The organism is Enterobacter sp. I4 (genome assembly GCF_022669095.1).
In the GTDB taxonomy this organism is placed as follows: Bacteria; Pseudomonadota; Gammaproteobacteria; order Enterobacterales; family Enterobacteriaceae; genus Enterobacter; species Enterobacter pasteurii.
This window is the reverse complement of the sequence record NZ_JALBUO010000001.1, coordinates 671,924-686,934: the sequence shown is the minus strand read 5'-3', so window position 1 is coordinate 686,934 and position 15,011 is coordinate 671,924. Positions and strand designations below refer to the sequence as shown.

General features: G+C 58.4%; 13 protein-coding genes. 4 read left to right on the top strand and 9 right to left on the bottom strand.

Annotation, left to right across the window (positions count from 1 at the left end; translation table 11 throughout):
• Window positions 1-33: 33 nt before the first annotated feature.
• Window positions 34-1,227, bottom strand: coding sequence for a lysophospholipid transporter LplT (lplT, locus tag MOQ06_RS03250; protein ID WP_176609572.1), 1,194 nt, complete (start codon window positions 1,225-1,227; stop codon window positions 34-36).
• Window positions 1,220-3,379, bottom strand: coding sequence for a bifunctional acyl-ACP--phospholipid O-acyltransferase/long-chain-fatty-acid--ACP ligase (gene aas, locus MOQ06_RS03245; RefSeq protein WP_176609571.1), 2,160 nt, complete (start codon window positions 3,377-3,379; stop codon window positions 1,220-1,222). Before aas ends, lplT begins: the two co-directional genes overlap by 8 nt.
• A gap of 617 nt (window positions 3,380-3,996) precedes the next feature.
• Between aas and galR the strand changes: the two genes are divergently transcribed.
• Complete coding sequence (gene galR / locus MOQ06_RS03240) at window positions 3,997-5,013, top strand: HTH-type transcriptional regulator GalR (RefSeq protein WP_148418625.1); 1,017 nt, start codon at window positions 3,997-3,999, stop codon at window positions 5,011-5,013.
• Here the strand turns inward: galR and MOQ06_RS03235 are convergent.
• The 4 genes from MOQ06_RS03235 to MOQ06_RS03220 all read right to left on the bottom strand — a co-directional run bounded on the left by MOQ06_RS03235 (window position 4,974) and on the right by MOQ06_RS03220 (window position 9,059).
• Complete coding sequence (locus tag MOQ06_RS03235; RefSeq protein WP_242170943.1) at window positions 4,974-5,450, bottom strand: GNAT family N-acetyltransferase; 477 nt, start codon at window positions 5,448-5,450, stop codon at window positions 4,974-4,976. The genes galR and MOQ06_RS03235 overlap by 40 nt on opposite strands.
• Entirely contained in the window at window positions 5,447-6,220 is a 774-nt protein-coding gene (locus tag MOQ06_RS03230; RefSeq protein WP_148418621.1) for an FCD domain-containing protein, read from the bottom strand. Before MOQ06_RS03230 ends, MOQ06_RS03235 begins: the two co-directional genes overlap by 4 nt.
• A 78-nt stretch (window positions 6,221-6,298) precedes the next feature.
• Window positions 6,299-7,726, bottom strand: a complete 1,428-nt coding sequence (locus MOQ06_RS03225; protein WP_242170940.1) for a glycoside hydrolase family 1 protein — start codon at window positions 7,724-7,726, stop codon at window positions 6,299-6,301.
• 7 nt (window positions 7,727-7,733) lie between these two features.
• The gene (locus tag MOQ06_RS03220; RefSeq protein ID WP_242170937.1) at window positions 7,734-9,059 is read right to left on the bottom strand and encodes a PTS transporter subunit EIIC; all 1,326 of its coding nucleotides are present in this window, start codon (window positions 9,057-9,059) and stop codon (window positions 7,734-7,736) included.
• Window positions 9,060-9,358: 299 nt separating this feature from the next.
• Here MOQ06_RS03220 and MOQ06_RS03215 point away from each other — a divergent pair, with 299 nt between their 5' ends.
• Complete coding sequence (locus MOQ06_RS03215; protein WP_242170934.1) at window positions 9,359-10,396, top strand: LacI family DNA-binding transcriptional regulator; 1,038 nt, start codon at window positions 9,359-9,361, stop codon at window positions 10,394-10,396.
• On the opposite strand, the gene lysA is transcribed toward MOQ06_RS03215, so the two are convergent.
• A complete protein-coding gene (lysA, locus tag MOQ06_RS03210) occupies window positions 10,366-11,628 on the bottom strand; it encodes a diaminopimelate decarboxylase (RefSeq protein ID WP_242173202.1) in 1,263 nt (420 codons plus the stop codon). The two genes, MOQ06_RS03215 and lysA, sit on opposite strands and share 31 nt — an antisense overlap.
• Window positions 11,629-11,757: 129 nt before the next feature.
• Between lysA and MOQ06_RS03205 the strand changes: the two genes are divergently transcribed.
• Window positions 11,758-12,684, top strand: coding sequence for a LysR family transcriptional regulator (locus MOQ06_RS03205; protein WP_148418613.1), 927 nt, complete (start codon window positions 11,758-11,760; stop codon window positions 12,682-12,684).
• Here MOQ06_RS03205 and MOQ06_RS03200 read toward each other — a convergent pair.
• Window positions 12,658-13,371, bottom strand: coding sequence for an aspartate/glutamate racemase (locus MOQ06_RS03200; protein WP_242170931.1), 714 nt, complete (start codon window positions 13,369-13,371; stop codon window positions 12,658-12,660). The two genes, MOQ06_RS03205 and MOQ06_RS03200, sit on opposite strands and share 27 nt — an antisense overlap.
• Before the next feature lie 135 nt (window positions 13,372-13,506).
• Between MOQ06_RS03200 and MOQ06_RS03195 the strand changes: the two genes are divergently transcribed.
• Window positions 13,507-13,830 (top strand): cupin domain-containing protein, encoded by a 324-nt coding sequence (locus MOQ06_RS03195; RefSeq protein ID WP_154126085.1) that lies wholly within the window; start codon window positions 13,507-13,509, stop codon window positions 13,828-13,830.
• Between the two features lie 33 nt (window positions 13,831-13,863).
• On the opposite strand, the gene wzz(fepE) is transcribed toward MOQ06_RS03195, so the two are convergent.
• Window positions 13,864-15,000, bottom strand: coding sequence for an LPS O-antigen length regulator Wzz(fepE) (gene wzz(fepE), locus MOQ06_RS03190; protein WP_242170915.1), 1,137 nt, complete (start codon window positions 14,998-15,000; stop codon window positions 13,864-13,866).
• Between the last annotated feature and the right edge of the window lie 11 nt (window positions 15,001-15,011).

Below are 15,011 nucleotides of genomic sequence, written 5' to 3'. Positions count from 1 at the left end.
GAGGGTCTGGTCGAGGGCATCAGACCGCACAGATCAGCGGCGGCGCTGCCAGACCCACAGCCCCGCGATCGCCAGCGCAAACAGCGCGCCAAACCCCACGCCAATGGCCACTACCGGTGCGCCCGCTTTTACCGCCAGCGAGTAAACGCCGAGCATCAGCAGCATCGCCATGTTTTCCCCGAGGTTTTGCACCGCAATGGCGTTGCCCGCCCCAACGGTCTGCTTGCCGCGCTCCTGCAAGAGCGCATTCAGCGGCACCACAAAGAAGCCGCCCAGGATGCCGATCAGTAACAGCAGGGCATAGCCAGGCAACAGGGCATGTTGCAGGGAGAAGAAGAGAACGCCAGCGCCGATGAGGATCCCCGCAGGCATGCAGCGCGCGACGGTTTCAAGGGTGACCAGCTTCGCCGCTGCCCCTGCCCCGACAACAATCCCGACGGCGACCATGGCATTCAGGTAAGTTGGCGTGGCGTTATCGGTAATGCCCAGCGCAACCGGGACCCACAGCACCAGCAGGAAACGCAGCGTGACGCCGGCCCCCCAGAACATGCTGGTGCCCATCAGCGAGAAGCGCGTTTCACCGTTACGCCACAGCACGCGGCAGGCAGTGAAGAAGCTGCCGGTCATAGGCCCGAAGCGCCAGGATTGCCCGGGACGCGCCACCGCCAGCCTGGGGATAAACAGGTTGGCGATCACCGCGCCACCGTACATCAGGGCACAGATGCCCAGCGCGGCAAGTACATGCCAGTCTGCCAGCACGCCTCCCGCCACCGATCCCAGCAGAATCGCCGCAATGGTGGAGGACTCCATCAGGCCGTTGGCCTTCACCAGCTTATCGCCGGTGGTCAGCTCACCCAGAATGCCGTATTTCGCCGGCGAGTAGGCCGCCGCGCCAATGCCCACCAGCGTGTAGCCGACAAACGGGTTGATACCGAAGCAGATACTTGCCGCCCCCAGCAGCTTTAGGCTGTTGGCAAACATCATTACCCGGCCTTTCGGGAAGCTATCCGCCACCTGACCGACAAACGGCGCAAATACGATGTAAGCACCCACAAACACCATCTGCAGGATCGGCTGGCTCCAGTCGGGATAAAACTCAGCCTTCAGCAGCGCCAGCGTGGCAAACAGCAGCGCGTTGTCGCCGAACGCGGACAGGAACTGGGCGGCAATAACCGCCATCATGCCTTTCGACCAGATAGAAGTGTTAGTGTGTACTGACTCACGCATTTTGCTGTTCCGCCTCTTCAACCATGCCCTTAAGGGTCACGAAATCGGGTTTACCGCTGCCCAGCACCGGAAGCTGTTTGAGGTAACGAATATCGCGCGGTACCGCCAGTTCGGGAATACCGTGTTCGCGGGCGTACTTAAGCAGTGCGTCACGCTTCAGCTCGCCGTCGGTGGTAAAGAGCACCAGCGCCTCGCCCTTGCTGGCATCGCTCTTCACCACGGTCGCGTGCATTTTTTCGGCAGAGACCGCGGTCGCCAGCGTTTCCACCATTTCAAGAGAGACCATTTCACCGGCAATCTTGGCGAAGCGTTTTGCGCGCCCCTGGATCTGTACAAAGCCCTGTTCGTCGAAGCGAACAATATCACCCGTGTCGTACCAGCCCGTTTCAGTCTCGCCATTGACGTTCTCAGCCGTCGGCGCTTCGAGCACGCCCGGGTTTTCCACACGCAGATAGCCGTTCATGACGTTCGGCCCTTTAAGCTGCAGGCGACCGCCGTCCTCAATGCCCGGCACCGCCAGCAGGCGCGCGTCCAGCCCCGGCAGAATGCGGCCTACCGTACCCGGTTTTGCCGCCATCGGTACGTTGATCGATACCACCGGCGCACATTCGGTTACGCCATAGCCTTCCAGAATGCGCAGGCCAAACTTGTCCTGCCAGATCTGACGGGTGCTGTCCTGCAATTTTTCCGCCCCAGCTACCACGTAGCGCACCCGGAAGAAATCATACGGGTTGGCGAAGCGCGCGTAGTTACCGAGGAAGGTGGACGTACCGAACAGCACGGTACAGTTACGGTCATAGACCAGCTCCGGCACGATGCGGTAGTGCAGCGGGCTTGGGTAGAGAAACACTTCGGCACCGGTCAGCAGCGGCGTGAAGAGACCGACGGTCAGACCAAACGAGTGGAACAGCGGCAGCGCCGACATAAAGCGATCGCTGGCGGTAAAGTCGGCAATGGTTTTAATCTGTTCGACGTTAGCCAGAATGCTTTTGTGGCTGTGAACCACGCCTTTCGGGTTACCTTCCGAGCCTGAGGTAAAGAGGATGATGGCATCATCTTCCGGCTGCTGTTTCACCTGCGCCAGACGCGGCATCAGCAGGTGCGCAAAAATCCACAGCTTATCGGCGGTGGTAACGTCTGCTTTAAGATCTTCCAGGAACACCCAGCGCACCTGCGTAAGCTGCTCCGGCAGGTGCCACAGTTTGCCCTTATCCAGGAACTGGCGGGAGGTAAAGACGGTGTTGATCTGTGCTGCGGTAATCGCGCTGGAGAGCCCTTTCACGCCCGCCGTGTAGTTCATCATCGCCGGAATACGGCCCCGGGAGACGGCGCCGAAAATCACCGCCGCGCTGATGGCGGCATTCGGCAGCATCAGGCCAATCTTTTCACCCTGCTGGCTGTACTTCTCAAGAATACGCCCGACGAACAGCGTTTTGGTCAGCAGCTTGCGGTAGGTATCCGGCGTGAAGTTGATATCTTCAATGCAGTTTTTCTTTGCGCCATAGCGGTACTGGGCCGACAACAACGATTCATACAGCGTTTCGCGCGGGCGAACGGCCATGCGCGCTTCCATCATAATCTGGTGCAGCATTTCACCGGCGATTTTACGACGGTCGCGCGCGCGCGGTGCCTCGGGCATCGGCAGTGAGGTTGGCGGCAAAATATGCAGCGTAATTTTTGGGAACAGGCGCTGCTTCACCAGCCCTTTCAGACGGCTGAACCTGGTCAACTCGGCACCATCAATGCGCATCGGCACGACGGTGGCCCGGGACTTCGCCGCGACAAAACCGGCTCCGTCGTAAATTTTCATCAGCGAGCCCGTCACTGAAATCCGTCCCTCAGGAAAAATGACCACTGGACGCCCCTGCTCAACCAGACGCACCAGATGTTTAATCATCATCGGTTTGGTGGGATCCAGCGGCACAAAGTCAATGAGCGGCTTCAGCCAACGCATGTACCATTTTTCACTGATGGAGCTGTATACCGCGAAAACGGGCCGTACGGGCAAAAACAGCGCCAGCAGTACGCCATCAAGAAACGAAACGTGATTCGGCGTGATGAGAACACGCTCGCCATAGAGTGCCTGCGCGTCGCCCGTTACGCGGATGCGAAACAGGACACGAAACAGCGTACGGAAGAACCCAAAAAGCATTTCAACTCCCTTTGCCAGCCAGTGTGAAAGGTATAAATGGTGGCAGATTACACGAGAAGTAGTAAGGGAGCGATAGCAAAAGCAGAGACGAAAAAAAACCTGCGCATCCGCGCAGGTTGGTGCAAGAGAAGAGTACGAAAACGTACTAAGAATTCTCACCAATCAATACCTCTGGGATCTTGATTGTGGCTCCAGGCGGCGGGCTTCGCCAGCGGGAAAACGCAAGGGAATGAGCCGAAGTGCAACCAGGTGTGAATATTCTCTTTTGCTGTTACAGGTTGAACTTACAGGCAAAAAAAAACCTGCGTAGAACGCAGGCTGGTGTAAATCGTGTTAATCAACCGAAGCTGATTCCACCTATCAATACCTCTGGGATCTCGACTCTATCAATTCGCGGTGCTTCGGCGCTAACGGACAATCGCAACAGCCTGAGGCAAAGTGTAACTAAAGGTTCAGACTGTCATTATTCAGACATGACTGGCCGTGTAACGATTACACGGTGAGGGATGTTCTGCATCACGTTTGTGGACTGCGCTAGACCGCTCCCCTTGAATGCGCGCCGCTTTTCCGCAACACTAGGTAGTGTGTAAACGCTTACCCCAATAAGAAGGTGTTAAATGGCGACAATTAAGGATGTGGCTCGTCTGGCCGGCGTGTCCGTCGCGACCGTCTCCCGCGTGATCAACAACTCTCCTAAAGCCAGTGACGCATCGCGCCAGGCCGTTCAGGACGCCATGGAAAACCTGAATTATCACCCTAACGCCAACGCGCGCGCCCTCGCCCAGCAGTCAACGGAAACCATCGGGCTGGTGGTGGGCGACGTGTCCGACCCTTTTTTTGGCGCGATGGTCAAAGCCGTGGAGCAAGTCTCGTATCACACCGGTAATTTTCTGCTGATTGGCAATGGCTACCACAACGAACAAAAAGAGCGCCAGGCCATCGAGCAGCTGATCCGCCACCGCTGCGCAGCGCTGGTGGTTCATGCCAAAATGATCCCCGATGCCGAGCTGATTCACCTGATGAAACAAATGCCGGGAATGGTGATTATCAACCGTATTATTCCCGGTTTTGAAACGCGCTGCGTGGCGCTCGACGACCGTTACGGCGCATGGCTCGCCACCCGCCATCTTATCCAGCAGGGCCATACCCGAATCGGCTATCTGTGCTCGAACCACCCGATCTCCGATGCGGAAGATCGCCTTCAGGGCTATTACGACGCGCTGCGCGAGGCCGGTTTGCCGTGCAACGATCGTCTTGTGGCCTACGGTGAACCCGATGAGAGCGGCGGCGAGCAGGCGATGACGGAGCTGCTGGGCCGCGGGCGAAATTTCACCGCCGTTGCCAGCTATAACGATTCCATGGCCGCAGGCGCGATGGGCGTGCTAAATGATAACGGGATAGACGTTCCGGCAGAAATTTCGCTGATTGGCTTTGATGATGTGCTGGTGTCCCGCTACGTTCGCCCTCGCCTGACCACCGTTCGCTATCCGATTGTGACCATGGCAACGCAGGCGGCGGAGCTGGCGTTAGCGCTGGCCGAGCATCGCCCGCCACCGGACATTACGCATCTGTTCAGCCCGACCCTGGTGCGCCGTCACTCGGTGGTGCCGCCCGCGGACGCATCGAGCGAATAGCGATAGAGATAGACGGTTTTATCCGGGTATTCCAGCGCATCGCCGACGTAGCGCCAGCCGTAACGTTCGTAGAAGTCGCGGCAGGCGGACCAGAGATGAAGCTCCTGATACCCGGCGCATCGGGCATAGCCAATGACGTGTTCCTGAAGCTTTCCCGCCAGCCCTTTTCCCCGGGCGGCCTCATCGACATACAGCGCGGCCAGCCACGGGTAAAGATCCTGCCGGGAGATCAAATCGCAACGCCACAGCCCAACGGTGCCAAGCAGGCGGTTGTTTTCAACCGCAATAAAGGTGAGAGGTAGCGCGCCCGGCGTCCTGCTGTGTTCAACAATGCTCCGGAAAAACCCTCGCGGCAGCCCCTCGCCAAAGGCGGCCCATATCCAGTCGATAACCTGCTCCGTGAACTGCGGCGCAGCGTAAAGCGGCAGAATAGTCACACCAGCTTCCCCTGGAAAATGGGTACCGATTCGAAGAGAAAGCCGTCAAAATCCGGCGCGTCTTCGTCCGACAGCTCAAGCAGGCTCTTTTTGACGTTTTCAAGATGCTGGAACATCGCCTGCCAGGCGCCCATCACGTCGCGACGGCGGAGCGCGGCAAGGATGGTTTGCCTGTCGCCGAGCCACTTCAGGCGCCAGGCGCGGCTGGCGATGTGTCCGTTAAACTGCTGCCACAGCGGGCTGCTGTCCATGTGGTGCCAGACGCTCTCCACGGTCGCCAGCAGCATCTGGTTTTGCGTGGCTCCCGCCAGCACCAGGTGAAACATCTTGTTGTTGTCCTGGCTGCGGTCGTCGGTGGCAATCGCCCGCTGCTCCTGCTCGATGATGCGGCGCAGGTTATCAATGTCGGCGCGCGTCGCCATTTTTGCGGCAAAGGCAGCAATGTTGCTTTCGAGCAGCTGGCGTGCCTGGAGAATTTCAAACGGACCGACGTCGCTGTTCAGAAAACGCTCTTCCTCGTTTTCGTGCTCCTCCGGGATGCGCATCACGTAAACGCCAGACCCCTGGCGAATATCTACCGTCCCCTGAAGCTCTAGCATCAGCAGCGCCTCTCGCACGATGGTGCGGCTGACGCCATAGGTTTCGGCAATATTGCGCTCCGGCGGCAGGCGCGATCCAACGGGATAGTGCCCCTGGATAATTTGCGCCCGCAGATCCTCGCCAATTTCCTGGTACTGTTTTTTTTCCGGCAGGATGACAGCCTTATCCACGTTTTCACCTGTGTTTTTCAGTTAATGCGCGGGCCGGGCGTCCTCCCGGCCAGTTTGTGCGCTATTTTACCAGAAGGCTTACTTCCATTCATCGTCAACCCTGAGCGTAAGCACGCGCTCATCGCGCAGCTGACGGAACCAGGACGCCGATTTTTTTGCCCGCCGGGCGCGATGGTTATCAAGGTCTATCTCAATCAGCCCGTAGCGGTTTTTAAACGCGTTCATCGGCGAGACGTTATCCGTGAAGGCCCAGAGCATATAGCCGCGACAGTTCGCCCCCTCCTCCCGCGCCAGCAGCGCGTAGTAGAGATGTTCGCCGATAAACGCGATGCGGTAGCCGTCATCAATAACGCCGTCGCGATTGCGGAACTGCGCTTCGTTCTCCACGCCCATTCCGCTTTCCGCCACAAACCAGTCGATGTTGCGATAGTCGTTTTTGATCCGCATCGCCATGTCGTAAATGATGCGCGGATAGATCTCCCAGCCGCGGGAGGCGTTCATCCGCCGTCCGGGCAGCTCGAACGGCTCGTAGTAGTACGCCGGGTGGAACGGCGTCTCCGGATGCCAGGCGCGGGACGGCGCTTTAACGCGGTGCGGGTAATAAAGGTTGATGCCCAGCTCGTCGACGGTGTTGTTGGCAATCAGCGCCAGCTCGTCGGCGGTATAGTCCCACGGCACCTGGTGCTGCTCCAGCAGGGTAAAAAGCTCTGCGGGATAGCGCCCGTGCACCAGCGGATCGAGAAAGACCCGGTTGTAGAACAGATCGTACCTTTCCGCCGCCCGAACGTCATGCGGCGCGCGGGAGCGCGGATAGGTCACCTCGGGGTTGAGGATACAGCCCACCGAGCCGCCATACCCCTTCTCGCGAAACAGCTTCACGACTTTGGCCGTCGCCAGCACCTTATGGTGATTCCACTGCATCCAGGTACTCGTATTCTGCTCGTACGGCCAGCGCAGCGCGTCGAGGTAGACCCGCGTCTGGACGACAATCGGCTCGTTGAAGGTAAACCAGCGGGTGACTTTCCGGTGATAGCGCTCCAGCACCTTTTCCGCATAGCGGACAAACAGGTCGACGACGTGCTTTGACGCCCAGCCGCCGTAGCTCTCCAGCAGCACGCCAGGCAGTTCGTAGTGCTCCAGGCAGATCATTGGCTCAATGCCCTGGCGGTGCATTTCATCGAACAGCGCGTCGTAATACGCGGCGTACTCTTCGTCTACCGTCGCGTTCTCGTAGTCGGTCAAAAAGCGCGACCAGTTAATTGAGGTCCGGTAGTGCGTCAGCCCCGCCTGCTTCATCAGCGCCACGTCTTCGCGAAAGCGGTTGATAAAATCGGTTGCCACCGCCGGACCGTAGCCGTTGTGCCAGACGTGACGATCGTTTTTGTACCAGAGATCGATCCACGAATCCTGCCCCGGCTTTTTGCCGCTCCAGCCCTCGGTCTGCCAGGCCGATGCCGCCGCGCCCAGCATAAAATCCTGCGGTATAGCTATCTGTTTTGTACTCATCACATCCTCATGCGTTATCGGTAGCTTGTTGCAGCGCGGCCTGCTCTGCCCGGCGTGAGGCGATCTTCACAAACGGCAGATAGATAAGGACCGCGGTCACGATGCAGATAAGCTGGGTGACTACCGCGCCCATGGAGCCCGCGGTGGACAGCCAGGCGTTGATCAGCGGCGGCGTGGTCCAGGGCACCATCACCACGGCTTTCCCGGCGAATCCGGTCACGGTGGCAAAGTAACCGATAGACCCCGTCACCAGCGGCGTGATGATGAACGGAATGGCGAGGATCGGGTTGAGCATGATTGGCATACCGAAGATCACCGGCTCGTTGATGTTAAAAATCCCTGGGCCGATGGACAGCTTGGCGATCTCCTTCATCTCCTTACGTTTGGTGGCAATCATGACCGCAATCAGCAGGCCGATGGTGAGGCCGGAGCCGCCGATGCTCATATAGACGTCCCAGAACGGCATGGTGATGATGTTCGGCACCTCTTTGCCCTGCTCGAACGCGCTCATGTTAACGGTAATGGCTCCCAGCAGCAGCGGCTCGCGGATCGGCTTGATCATCTGGTTGCCGTGAATGCCGATCACCCAGAACAGCTGGGCGACAAACATCAGCAGCAGGATCCCCGGCAGGCTCTGCACCACGCGCTCCAGCGGCTGTTGCACCACCTGGTACTCCGCGTCGTAGAGGTACATACCGGTAATTTGATGGAACACGAAGCCGAAGGTGGCAATGGCGGTGGTGGTGATAATCGCCGGGATCAGGGCCGAGAACGATGCGGCGACGTTCGGCGGCACGGTGTCCGGCATCCTGATCTTCAGGCCGTTACGGTTTTCCAGCCAGCAGTAGATCTCCACCGACAGGATGGCGATAAACATGCCGAGGAACAGGCTGCGGGTATCCGAGAACTGGCGCAGCAGCACGTCTTTCACCACGTGCATCTCGCCGTCCACCAGCATTTCTACCGTCGTTGGCGTCACGCAGATAAAGCAGATCACCGCCAGCAGGCCGGGAAACAGAGACTTAATGCCGTTGATGCGCCCAAGCTCAATGCCAATTAAAAACACCGCGCCGATGTTGAGGAAGTTCAGGGTAGCGTAGTTGAGCGCGCTGGTGATCGGCTTTAGCGCCGCGAGAAACGACAGGAATTCGAAGCTCGCCAGGCCGTTTTTCGGATCCAGCACCATATTGGAGATCAGTACCGAGAACGCCCCCACAATGATGACCGGCATTAAGGTAATAAACGCAGACTTGATCGCCATGATGTAGCGATAGCTGTTGAACGTGGTGGCAAAACTGCCCAGAGCGTCGATCAGTTTTTCCTGAAATGCCATAGGGTGATACCTCAGTAAAAGGGCTTTTATTGGATAAGGAGTACAGCCGGATACTATTGGTATGCCAAAAATAGCTTCCGTAGGCGCTTTGTTCTGTGATTAAGCTCCCAACGACGCCACAGGTATCCCAGATAGTGATTTATCACCATTTTGGTATACCACTTGCAGACGTTTATCCCGCAGGCGCGGATCGTTACCGAAAAGCGTGATCGTTATGGGGTTTTGCCTGCCCCGCGTCGCTTATGCGCCGGATGGTCTGTGTTAAACTGCACACCATTACGTGGAAGCAGGAATTTCGAATGGCAACAATGCTGCATGTCTCACTGCGTGCGGGCGTGTCGAAGGCCACCGTTTCGCGCGTGCTGAACGGCACGGGTCAGGTTAAAGAGAGTACGCGTCAGCAGGTATTCCGTGCGATGGAGGAGCTGGGCTATCGTCCGAACTTTCTCGCCCGCTCGCTGGCTAACCAGACCAGCAACAGCATTGGTCTGGTGGTCTCGACCTTTGACGGTTTTTACTTTGGCCGGCTGCTTCAGCAGGCGTCGCGGCAGACCGAAACGCACGGAAAACAGCTGATCGTCACCGACGGCCACGATGCGCCAGAACAGGAAGAACAGGCGGTGCAGATGCTCGCCGACCGCAAGTGCGACGCCATCGTGCTGTACACCCGCTACATGAGTGAAAAGACGATCCTGAAGCTGATCGACAGCGTGCAGACGCCGCTGGTGATCATCAACCGTGAAGTGAGCCAGGCGGCAGACCGCTGCGTCTTCTTCGAACAGCAGGATGCGGCCTTCAAGGCGGTGGATTACCTGATAGGCCAGGGCCACCGGGAGATCGCCTGTATCACCGTTCCGATCCACACCCCGACGGGCAAGGCGCGGCTGATGGGCTACCGGAAGGCGCTGGAGAAGCACGGCATTCGCCTGGACGAGCGGCGGATTAAATACGGCGATGCAGGAATGACGCGGGGCTACGAGCTGTGCAAAGAGCTGATTGCAGAGAAGACGCCGTTCAGCGCCCTGTTTGCCTGTAACGATGATATGGCGCTTGGCGCCTCCAAAGCATTACACCAGGCCGGGCTTAAGATCCCGCAGGATATTTCGCTGTTTGGCTTTGACGACGCCCCCAGCGCGAAGTGGCTGGAGCCGGCGCTGTCGTCGGTGTATTTGCCGATCGACAGCATGATCGTCACGGCCATCGACCAGGCGATCCGGCTGGCAAAAAACCAGCCGGTAGAGGCCATCCCGCCGTTCACCGGCACGCTGGTGTTGCGTGACTCCGTGACAACGGGCCCCTGGTTTAATCAGACCAGCTCTAAGGCCAGCAGCTCCTGAATGGTCTGGCGACGGCGAATCAGCCGCGCCGCGCCGTTATCAAACAGCACTTCCGGCAGCAGCGGGCGGCTGTTGTAGTTTGACGACATGGACGCGCCGTACGCGCCGGTATCGTGCAGCACCAGGTAATCTCCCGGCTTCACCTCGGGCAGCGAACGGGTCTCCACTTTGCCGCCCTCCTGCTGGGTAAAGACGTCACCGGATTCACACAGCGGGCCGGCAACCACGGTCTCGATGCGCGGCGCGTTGACCAGATCGCGGCCATCGGCGGCCAGCGCCGTAATATGGTGATAGCTGCCGTACATGGACGGACGCATCAGGTCGTTGAAGCCTGCATCAATTAATACAAAGTGACGGCTTCCCATCTCCTTCACGCTACGCACCTGCGCCACCAGCACCCCGGCTTCGGCAACCAGGAATCGACCCGGCTCAATTTCCAGCTTCACCGGATGGCCCAGATGGGCGGCGATGCTGTCGCGCGCGGCGCTCCACAGCCCGTAATAGTGATCCGTGTCGATCGCCTCTTCCCCTTCGCGGTAGGGGATCGAGAGACCGCCACCGGCGGAGATCGCCTCCAGATCCTGACCAAAGTCGATAACCTGGCGCACCATCGCGCCGCAGACCTGCTCAAGATGTGCGTAATCAACGCCGGAACCGATGTGCATGTGGATCCCCACCAGCTTCAGGTTATAGCGCTGCAATACCTCAAGGGCGGCGGGCATATCGGCATACCAGATCCCGTGCTTGCTGTTTTCGCCCCCGGTGTTGGTTTTCTGGCTGTGACCGTGACCAAAGCCCGGATTAATGCGCAGCCAGACGCGATGGCCAGGGGAAACCTGACCAAGCTGTTCCAGCATATCCACCGAGCCGGCGTTGACCGGAATCTGCAGCTCGTGCACGCGCGCCAGCGTGGCGTCGTCAATCAGGTCGGCGGTAAAGACGATCGCGTCGCTGTCGGCCAGTGGATCAAACCCGGCCGCCAGCGCGCGCTCGATTTCACCCAGCGATACGGAATCAACCTTAACGCCCTGCTCGCGCATCAGGCGCAGGATGTGAATATTGGAGCAGGCCTTCTGCGCAAAGCGCACCACGTCAAACTGATGCAGCGCGGCGATCTTCTCGCGGACAATCTGCGCGTCGTAGACCCACACCGGGCAGCCAAATTCGGCAGGCAGGCGCAGCAGGTTATCGGCGTTTAAATCGGTATCGGTCTGGTTGAGCGGGCGCGGCATGGTAGTCTCCGTAAATCCGTAAAGCTGTGTTTTTGTCATTACGCCACAGCCTGAAGAGAATAAAAAATATCGTTTTATCGTGAGTCTATGCAAAAATGATATGGATAACGCTCAGCCATCAGGTGCCCTATGCCCGCCGTTAACCTACGTCATATCGAGATTTTCCATGCGGTGATGACCACCGGCAACCTCACCGAAGCCGCGCAGATGCTGCATACCTCGCAGCCGACGGTCAGCCGCGAGCTGGCCCGCTTTGAGAAAGTGCTGGGCCTGAAGCTGTTTGAGCGCGCGCGCGGCAGGCTGCATCCGACGGTTCAGGGGCTGCGTCTGTTTGAGGAGGTACAGCGCTCCTGGTACGGGCTGGACAGGATCGTGAGCGCGGCGGAAAGCCTGAGGGAGTTCCGCCAGGGCGAACTGTCCATCGTCTGCCTGCCGGTCTTTTCCCAGTCGTTTCTGCCGGTGCTGTTAGCGCCGTTTCTGGCCCGCTACCCGCAGGTCAGTCTTACCATCGTGCCGCAGGAGTCGCCTCTGCTGGAAGAGTGGCTATCAGCCCAGCGCCACGATTTAGGTCTGACCGAAACCCTCGTCACGCCAGCGGGTACGGAACGCACGGAGCTGCTGTCGCTGGATGAGGTCTGCGTACTGCCCGCCAGCCACCCGCTTGCCCGCAAAGCGGTGCTGACCCCGGCGGATTTTCACGGTGAGAACTACATCAGCCTGTCGCAGACCGACAGCTACCGGCAGCTGCTGGACGGCCTGTTTGCCGAACATCAGGTGAAGCGGCGGATGGTGGTGGAGACGCACAGCGCCGCCTCGATTTGCGCGATGGTGCGCGCGGGCGTTGGTATTTCAGTGGTAAACCCGCTTACGGCTATGGATTACGCCAGCAGCGGGGTTGTCCTGCGCCGGTTTAGCGTTTCCGTTCCGTTTACCGTGAGCCTGATCCGCCCGCTGCACCGTCCGGCATCTGCGCTGGTAGAGGCGTTTACCGACCATTTAATTGCCCATGCCCGCCAGGTGGCGCTTCGCTTACCTGACCTGCAAAACGTCCTCTGACAGCATAAACTCCACCGCATCGGCGGCATGGATGGCGGCGGTATCGAATACCGGGATCGGGCTTTGCGCGGCCGGCACCAGCAGGCCGATTTCGGTACAGCCGAAGATCGCCCCTTCCGCCCCCTGCTGCGCCAGCTTTTCGATGACGCTGACATAATAGGCGCGGGAGCGTTCGCTGAAGGTGCCCAGGCAGAGCTCGTCAAAAATAATCTGGTTAATGCGCGCCCGGTCAGCCTCGTCCGGGATCAGGCTTTCAATGCCGAACTGACTGCTCAGCCGCCCGCGATAAAAATCCTGCTCCATGGTATAGCGCGTGCCCAGCAGCGCCACGCGCGTCATGCCGGCGGCTACAATGGCACGCCCGGTGGCATCCGCGATATGTAAAAACGGCAGCGAGCAGCGGTTTTCAATGTGCGACGCCACCTTGTGCATGGTGTTGGTACACAGCAAAATCCCCTGTGCCCCCGCCCGCTCCAGCCCGAGCGCGGCATTGGCCAGCATTCCTCCGGCCTTGTCCCACTCCCCGCTGGACTGGCAGGCTTCTATATCGTGGAAATCCACGCTGTGCAGCAGCAGGCTGGCAGAATGCAGCCCGCCCAGACGCCGCTTAACGCCCTCATTAATCAGGCGGTAGTACGGGATGGTTGATTCCCAGCTCATTCCCCCTAACAGACCGATCGTTTTCATTTTTCCTCCCGTTCGTTTCACCCAGTGAAGCAAACTTGTGATCGCCTTTCCAGTTATTTGGCTAGCCGTTTCCTTTTATCCACGGCTGAGATAAGTTAAATGAAACAATGTTTCATTACTTAACGGGGCAAAGAGATGTTTATATTCCATAAAGAGACCACGCTTGAGGATCTGGGGAATGGCGTGACGCGTCGTATTCTGGCGCACGACGGCAAGATGATGGCCGTGGAGGTGAATTTTGAGCAGGGGGCGATTGGCCCGATGCACAACCATCCTCATGAGCAGCTCACCTACGTTCTCTCGGGCGAGTTTGAGTTTACGATTGGCGAAGAGAAGCACGTGGTGACGGCGGGCGACACGCTCTATAAAGAACCGCACGTAATGCACGGCTGCGTCTGCCTGAAGCCCGGCACGCTGCTGGATACCTTTACGCCGGTGCGCGAAGATTTCCTGAAATAAAAAAAGGCGCCCGGTGAGCGCCTTTTTTGGCCGTTATTCCGTTACCGCCTCAGAAAGCGGCGCCGGCAGCGGAGTGCGGGCGCTCATTGCCTCGCGCAGCAGCACGCTGCCGCAGGCAAACAGTCCACCCAGCATACCCGCCAGAAGGACGATCAGGACTTTGCCCGGGCCATCTTTTTTCACCGGCATTGATGGAGAGAGCTGATACTTGAATGGCTCAACGCTCACATCCTTGAAGGACAGCTTTTGCAGCTGTGCCAGGTAGTATTCACGGTTCTGGAAATCGGCATTCAGCTCGGAAACGTCCTTCAGATTTTTCTCGATCTGTAGCTTCTGGGCAATCCCGTCCGCGCCGAGGGCGACGGAGTAATCCGGATCGTCTTTTACCGCCTGTCCGTTGCTGTACACCGGCTTTTTGATCCCCGCCGCGTTCGCTACCTCCAGCGAGTAGTTCAGGCGCTGCAGGTTCGTATTGTGGATATTGGTCAACCGCACGCGATCCAGCTCCAGCTGCTGCTCCACCGTTCGGGTTTTCAGAAGCAGCTGATCGCGGATGTTCTGCATGGTCTCCTGCTCAACGATGCCGGATATGTAGTGAATGTACCCGTCCAGAACCTTCTGCGCGTCTTCCGCCGTTGGGGCGGTAAAGCTCAACGTCCAGGAGAGGTACGGCGCTTTATCGGCATTTTTTTCCAGGGTGTTATCGGTTGCCTTCATTTTTTCGGAGATGCTGACCACCGCACGGTGCAGCTCCAGCGGGTCAACCTGGGCGCCATCGAGCTGAGCCATCACGTACGGTGAGCTCTTCATATACTCTTCGAGCAGGGACTGCGACTGAAACTTTTTGATAAACTGATTAAACACGTCCGAGCGAGAGACCTTCACGTCCACGTCAAGCACCTGTAGCGCAACCATCATCTGGCGCAGCGAGCTCCACTGCGTCTGTTCCGCCGGGGTGATCACCGCTTTACTGGTCCATTTTTGCGGCATCAGAAAGGCGATAGCGAGACCGACCAGCGCAAATGCGAACGCGATGGTGATGATTCGTTTTTTTGCCGCCAGCAGAACGTCCAGCAGGCCCAGAAGATCTATTTCTTTAGCGGTTACCGCCGGGGGAGCGTATTGAGGAAAATCGAGATCCGTATGTTTTTTGAAATCCATTGCTGACATAACTGTTCTTC